7 protein-coding genes are annotated in these 6,000 nt (G+C 45.4%); 2 read left to right on the forward strand and 5 right to left on the reverse strand.

What is annotated here, in order from left to right; all coding sequences use genetic code 11:
• Positions 1–295: 295 nt before the first annotated feature.
• The 3 genes from RIG27_RS05940 to psaD all read right to left on the reverse strand — a co-directional run bounded on the left by RIG27_RS05940 (position 296) and on the right by psaD (position 2,543).
• Entirely contained in the window at positions 296–421 is a 126-nt protein-coding gene (locus tag RIG27_RS05940; protein ID WP_446343318.1) for a hypothetical protein, read from the reverse strand.
• 40 nt (positions 422–461) lie between these two features.
• Positions 462–1,985 (reverse strand): anthranilate synthase component I, encoded by a 1,524-nt coding sequence (gene trpE, locus RIG27_RS05945; protein ID WP_446343326.1) that lies wholly within the window; start codon positions 1,983–1,985, stop codon positions 462–464.
• Between the two features lie 87 nt (positions 1,986–2,072).
• Positions 2,073–2,543 (reverse strand): photosystem I reaction center subunit II, encoded by a 471-nt coding sequence (gene psaD, locus RIG27_RS05950; RefSeq protein WP_446341958.1) that lies wholly within the window; start codon positions 2,541–2,543, stop codon positions 2,073–2,075.
• 139 nt (positions 2,544–2,682) lie between these two features.
• Here psaD and cobO point away from each other — a divergent pair, with 139 nt between their 5' ends.
• Both cobO and RIG27_RS05960 read left to right on the forward strand, forming a co-directional pair.
• Positions 2,683–3,363: a cob(I)yrinic acid a,c-diamide adenosyltransferase gene (gene cobO, locus RIG27_RS05955; protein ID WP_446343320.1), complete on the forward strand. Its 681-nt coding sequence runs from the start codon at positions 2,683–2,685 to the stop codon at positions 3,361–3,363.
• 106 nt (positions 3,364–3,469) lie between these two features.
• Positions 3,470–3,964 carry a TraX family protein gene (locus RIG27_RS05960; protein WP_446343328.1) on the forward strand — a complete coding sequence of 165 codons (495 nt, stop codon included), beginning with the start codon at positions 3,470–3,472 and terminating at the stop codon, positions 3,962–3,964.
• Between the two features lie 257 nt (positions 3,965–4,221).
• Here the strand turns inward: RIG27_RS05960 and RIG27_RS05965 are convergent, their stop codons facing one another.
• Both RIG27_RS05965 and RIG27_RS05970 read right to left on the reverse strand, forming a co-directional pair.
• Complete coding sequence (locus RIG27_RS05965; RefSeq protein WP_446343322.1) at positions 4,222–4,452, reverse strand: hypothetical protein; 231 nt, start codon at positions 4,450–4,452, stop codon at positions 4,222–4,224.
• A gap of 244 nt (positions 4,453–4,696) precedes the next feature.
• A complete protein-coding gene (locus tag RIG27_RS05970; protein ID WP_446343324.1) occupies positions 4,697–5,749 on the reverse strand; it encodes a TPR end-of-group domain-containing protein in 1,053 nt (350 codons plus the stop codon).
• Positions 5,750–6,000 lie beyond the last annotated feature (251 nt).

Below are 6,000 nucleotides of genomic sequence, written 5' to 3' on the forward strand. Positions count from 1 at the left end.
TTATTCCACATTTTTTGCGAATTAACCGGATATAAAAATTTTCATTCATTCAATAGTCAGAATTGATCAGACAATCTGCTTATTCAATCAAATCGGCAAGACCCCTAATTCCGCTTCCAGCTAAGTCTAGTATAGTTATAACTCAAAAATTAATCTTAAAATTTTCTCTCAAGTTGTATTATCTAGTTCTCTCGTTAACTTTAATGTCCACCCACTTAGTATAAGCCGAGTTACCGCTTAAATTGGTATAGACACCGGGCTGTGTCCTGATGCCACCCGTTTACTATCATAGTCTCTATAGCTTTGAACCACCAAATCCCTTGCCACCCGTTTTTTTGGCTAGCGATCGCAGTCTATCCCGAATCACTTTAGGTTCATTTACGTTATTTTTTAACGCGGATTTTTGACTTCTCCCTGGCATAAAGACCAGGGATGCTAAAGGTGATAGACTTCCATTGCTGTTAACTTAAACAACGAATAGCTTCTAATAAGCCTCTGGCTTTATTCAGTGTTTCTTCGTATTCTTTGTCCGGGTTAGAATCAGCCACTAAACCGGCACCTGCTTGCACAGATACTGTATGTGTACCAGAGGGATGGGGACGAACCACCATAGTGCGAATCGCGATCGCGCTATTGAGTTGCCCTTCAAAATCATACCAGCCATACACCCCAGAATAAGCACCCCGCCGTTCCGGTTCCAATTCGTGGATGATTTCCATCGCCCGAATTTTCGGCGCACCACTGACGGTTCCGGCGGGAAAGCAGGCTTTGAGTAAATCCCAAGCTGTTTTGTTCTCAGCCAGTTCTCCCACCACATTACTAACAATGTGCATAACATGGGAATAGCGCTCGATAACCATTAACTCATCAACGGTTACAGTTCCACTGGTACAAACCCGCCCTAAGTCATTACGTCCCAGATCCACCAACATAACGTGTTCAGCAATTTCCTTAGGATCTTGCAGTAAATCTTGCGCCAACGCTTCATCTTCCTGAAGTGTTTGACCGCGACGACGAGTTCCGGCGATGGGACGCAGGGTAGCTTGTAATTTTCCCGTGGGTAATCGGCTAGCTTTCACCATCACTTCCGGACTTGACCCAATTAATTGCCAATCACCAAAATTAAAATACGCCATATAGGGCGAGGGATTAATCAGACGTAGGGAACGGTATAACGCAAAGGGATCACCCTGATAGTCAGCCGAAAGCCGTTGGGAGAGAACCACTTGGAAGATATCACCCGCACGGATATAGTCTTTGGCTTTTTGGACATTGGCACAAAACTGTTCCTTTTGGGTATTGCTGGTATAGCTTAACGGCTGCTTAGTGGTTCCTGGCGGCGTCCATTCCAAAACCGTATCCTGACTTGATAAGGGGAGTTGCAGCTTCTGTACCAATGTCTGGACGCGATCGCAGGCTTGCTGATAGGCGGATTCCAAATCCCCCTTCGCCTCCCGCAAATCCGCGTAGGCGATCGCCCAAATTTTTCGCTTCACCTGATCAAAAATAATCAGGTTATCCACCTGCATCCACAATCCATCCGGCAAATCTTGTTCCGAGGGGGAATAAACCGGAACTCGCGGTTCAATCCAGCGAATCAACTCATACCCCCAAAACCCAAATAACCCACCAATTCCGGGTGGTAATTGGGGCAATTTAACCGGATGATAGGGACTAAGGCAATGAGTTAATGTCTCAAATGGATTCCCCTCAAACTCCGTTACCGTACCATTCCGGTGCATCTGTGTCGTGCGATCGCCCCGTGCGACCAACACCCATAACGGATCACACCCCAACAAACTATAGCGTCCCACATTTTCTCCCCCTTCCACCGATTCCAGGAGAAAGCTATAAGGTTGACCCGCACAGACTTTATACCAAGCCGACACCGGAGTTTCTAAATCTGCCACCCACTCTTGGTAAACGGGTACAAAATTACCCTGTTGAGACAGGGCGCAAAATTGAGAAAACTCTGGTAATATCATAGGCTTCAATTGTTGTATCAATGATGGGGGAGATGAGTAGAGACGTAGCATGCTACGTCTCTACATCTTGATCACGGTTCAGCCAAACTAGACTTCGTAAGTCGCCTTACCGCTGAACTTGAGGGTAACAGGTTCGGGATTATTACCGATCTTGCGGTCAATTTTACCGACAAAGGGACGCCCTTCGTTAACTTTCTCTGGGAAGACTCCATCTGCGGGGTGCAGATACTGGATTTCACCACTCGGATAAATCCGGTAGATCTTGTAGTCTTCCATTTTGGGCTTAAATTGCGTCCGCAACTGGGTTCCCAACGCCAGACATTGCTCCTTGCGAGCCAGATACAGCAGGTTTTCCCCTTCATTCATGATTGCTGCACCACCCGTGGGCATTTCAAAGACTTGCTTTTTAGAGCTAGTCCAAGTGATCGCATATTTTTCTTCCACTTGGGCTTTCGTCAGCAAGCCGCCGGTGCTACCGCCAAAGAGGGGCGGTTTGCCAGATAGAGTCGGCTGTCCTGCTTCTGGAGCCTGTTCCTGCATGGTTTCTTCTTCTGCCATAACTGTCTCTCTCAATCGTGTATAAGAAAATAGGGCATTTAGGGAATGCTATCATTCCGTTCCGGTTTATTTTGTCACTTTGTCAAGAACTGTTACAGTTAGTTATAAATTTTTTGTCATAAGTCTTGAGTAATTGGCGATGAAAACCAGTTCCTACGGGGAATCCAGCGAATTTGACAAATCTGAGAATGCTTCTGGGTTAACCTCAGAGCAGTACCGCCAGAAAATGCAGCGACGCAAGCAGGTTCAGGAACAGCGTCTGGCTCAAGCGTCAAGCGAAAAAGGGTTAATTATTGTAAACACGGGGAATGGCAAGGGGAAGACGACAGCCGCCCTAGGGATGGTTTTGCGATCGCTCGGTCATGGGTATCGAGTTGCGATCGTCCAGTTCATCAAGGGCGCCTGGGAACCCGCAGAGAAGGCGGCGTTTGCGCCGTGGACAGAACCCACCAATGGGGAGACACCTCAGTTAGAATTTCATGCGATGGGTGAGGGGTTTACCTGGGAAACCCAAGATCGGGAACGAGATATCAGCAAAGCCGAAGCCGCTTGGGAAAAGGCGCTGGAGTTTATCCGCAACCCAGAGTTTCGCTTGGTGCTATTGGATGAAGTGAATGTGGCGTTAAAACTGGGATATTTGAACGTTGAGCAGGTATTAGCCGGGTTAGCAGAAAAGCCCACCCTGTCTCACGTTATTTTAACCGGACGAGGCGCACCGAAAGCATTAATTGAACAGGCAGATTTAGTCACCGAAATGACACTGGTGAAGCATCCGTTGCGGGAGCAAAATGTTAAAGCGCAACCGGGAATTGAATTTTAATCGATTGCCTTACGCCCGATTTAATGGTAACAATCTCGCCCCCAATTGTAGGGTGCGTTAGCGAAGCGTAACGCACCTTTTAACGCACCTTTACTATACGTCAAATATTTGGAACTATGTCTTTCGGCTAATCCTGCTGGGAGTTATTTCACAACCGATTTATTCTCATGCTTATTCCTTAATTTTCTCAGGAACGCCTCCTCTGAATATCTTGTTTGTGCTGGCGGCTGGCGTGATAACGATTCGACTCGCTAAACAAGTTAATAATGGTCTGCTAAAGGCTGCGATCGTTTTATTGTTTACCACGATTGCCATAGTTGCTCGTTTCGAGGCAGGATTCTTTACATTGCCAATCGTCTATCTAATGTCAAAGTTTAATCCGGGAGAGTTTAATTTAAAATGGTGGTTGGTTTATATAGTACCGCATATCCTTTATGTCGCCATTGGAGGGAGTGTTGTTGAATTGGCAGGCATTATTGCGCCCTTATTTATTTGCCTACACAATGGCGAAGTGGGAATAAAAACGCGATGGTTTTACTTATTTTATCCGGTTCATCTGGGCGTGATAGATGGAATTAAATGGTTTTTAACGATGTCTTGAATTAATTAAGACGAAAGATAGGTTTTGTTGGTAAAAATCAGGTTACAGTTGAATCTTGTGTAGGGGCGACCCGCTTGCACAAAGTAACACTTGTATCCATTCAAGTGAATTGGGTCGCCCTTTATTCAATGATAATGAAAATCAAATTAGGGCGGAGGGTGGGTTTTGTTGTTCAGGTGAGATAGGGCGGGTTTTGTTGTTTATTTATGGGTGACAAGTCGTGTTAGTTCCTAAACCCGCCCCTACCGTGGCTAAATTTATGCCTCAAAATTAATTTCCGTCCCCGTATATTCCGGAACCCAACCTTCTGTTGTGGTGATTTGTGCCTTTTCTTCATCAGTTAAAGAGTCTTGCGCCAACAGGCGACGAATTTCTGAATTATCGCCAACTGACCAATGATTGAGTTTTACATTCAGGGCGGCTAATTCCTGGGTAATATCGTTGAGTTGGGTGTAGGTTGTACCATCTTGGAGTTGTAAGATTGCCATAGCGTGGTTCTCCTTTGGGGTTCGTTCGTAGTCGGGGCTTTAGCCCCTGATCCGATGATTTTCCTATGCCTAAAGCTAATCTATCAAATTCAGGACTTACGCAGTTACACCACAGATGGGGGCAAAGGTGCGTTACGCTTCGCTAACACACCCTACACATAGAGGCTTTGCGTAAGTCCTAAAATTCGGTGTACCACAGGACGAGAGGCTGATAAACTCTTTGATGACTGAATAACTGATAACGTTAATCCCTGTCCTCTTGAATCAACGCTTGAAATCGCGGATCGTGACGAAGGTTATCAAAATCTGAATCCGTTTTTGCCATCTCTCGGTATTCATCAGAATTCAGCGTGATGGCTTGTTGCAGGTTTTCTAAGGCTATAGCAATTTTGTTTTGCAGTGCCAAACAGCAAGCTTTATTGTAAAATGCATTATCGTAATCTGGTTTAATTTCTAGGGCTTTATTACAGGAAATTATCGCTTCCTCAAATCGTCCTAACTTTCTTAGGGCAATACCCCGGTTGTTCCAGGCTTCAGGGTCATCAGGTTTAAATTGTAAGGCATTATCGTAGCTAGCGATCGCTTCCTCTAATCGTCCTAACTCATCTAGGGCATTACCCCGGTTGTTCCAGGCGGCGTGAGAATCGGGGGCAATATCTAACGCTTTTTCCCAGCAAACAATTGCGTCTACCAAATCCCCAGCCATAGCTTGCTGATATCCTTGATTCAACCAAAACTCATCTTCCCCTTGAGATAATTCGGCTAAAGCAAACTCCCCTTGAGGCTCTAATTTAAACAAGCCAGAACGCCAGTCAAAGAAGTCAGGGGCGCGGCGGTTGAAATAGGTGAGGGCAAATTTGGGTAAGAGAAAGACAAAACAAATATTAAAATGGTCGCGAAATGATTCTCGCTGTAGGTTCAGATGTCCTAATAAACGCGGTACGAAAAACAAGGAATAGTTGCGACGTTCTGTATTATCTTTGATTGTCTTTTCATAGTCATAAATCGAATATTCTAACCCTTGAACAAATAAGATGTCGATACTATCCCGATTCGGTAACGCGGCGATTTTGGTGTAGAGATTCTCAATTGGTTCAGTGAGACGTAAAACCTCGATTCTTTTTTGCGGTAAATCTTTCCGAACATCCTTAATTAATTTCTCGGCGGTGGCGGGAGTACAATCAACAAATAGCAAACCAAACCCTTCTGTCCAACTCAAAGAACGCCGTAGGGCTTCATATTCATCCTCGGCGTCGCCCTTGTCGTCTTCATCCCATTCGGTCAGGTTTCGGATCATTGCTGTGATACTGATGTATTCTGTTCAGAAACTGTAGGGCGCACCGACGTGCATTGGTGTCAAATTAAGCTCAACCCCTCACCCCCAGCCCCTCTACCCCCCTCGTTCCCCCCTGACAGGTGTAGGTTTTTTACTTGAGGGTGGGGACAAGACAAGGAGGACAAGGAAGGAAAGTAGACAAGGTAGAGAAGAAAAGTAGACAAGGTAGAGAATAATTATATAGTTCAAGACGTATTTATGGAAAAAGATTG

Source organism: Coleofasciculus sp. F4-SAH-05 (assembly GCF_040222985.1).
Taxonomy (GTDB): Bacteria; Cyanobacteriota; Cyanobacteriia; order Cyanobacteriales; family Coleofasciculaceae; genus Coleofasciculus; species Coleofasciculus chthonoplastes.

What these genes read in the sequence shown, in the direction of transcription:
- RIG27_RS05940 (WP_446343318.1), bottom strand. Translation starts at nt 421, where the DNA reads ATGCCAGGGAGAAGTCAAAAATCCGCGTTAAAAAATAACGTAAATGAA.
- trpE (WP_446343326.1), bottom strand. Translation starts at nt 1,985, where the DNA reads ATGATATTACCAGAGTTTTCTCAATTTTGCGCCCTGTCTCAACAGGGT.
- psaD (WP_446341958.1), bottom strand. Translation starts at nt 2,543, where the DNA reads ATGGCAGAAGAAGAAACCATGCAGGAACAGGCTCCAGAAGCAGGACAG.
- cobO (WP_446343320.1), top strand. Translation starts at nt 2,683, where the DNA reads ATGAAAACCAGTTCCTACGGGGAATCCAGCGAATTTGACAAATCTGAG.
- RIG27_RS05965 (WP_446343322.1), bottom strand. Translation starts at nt 4,452, where the DNA reads ATGGCAATCTTACAACTCCAAGATGGTACAACCTACACCCAACTCAAC.
- RIG27_RS05970 (WP_446343324.1), bottom strand. Translation starts at nt 5,749, where the DNA reads ATGATCCGAAACCTGACCGAATGGGATGAAGACGACAAGGGCGACGCC.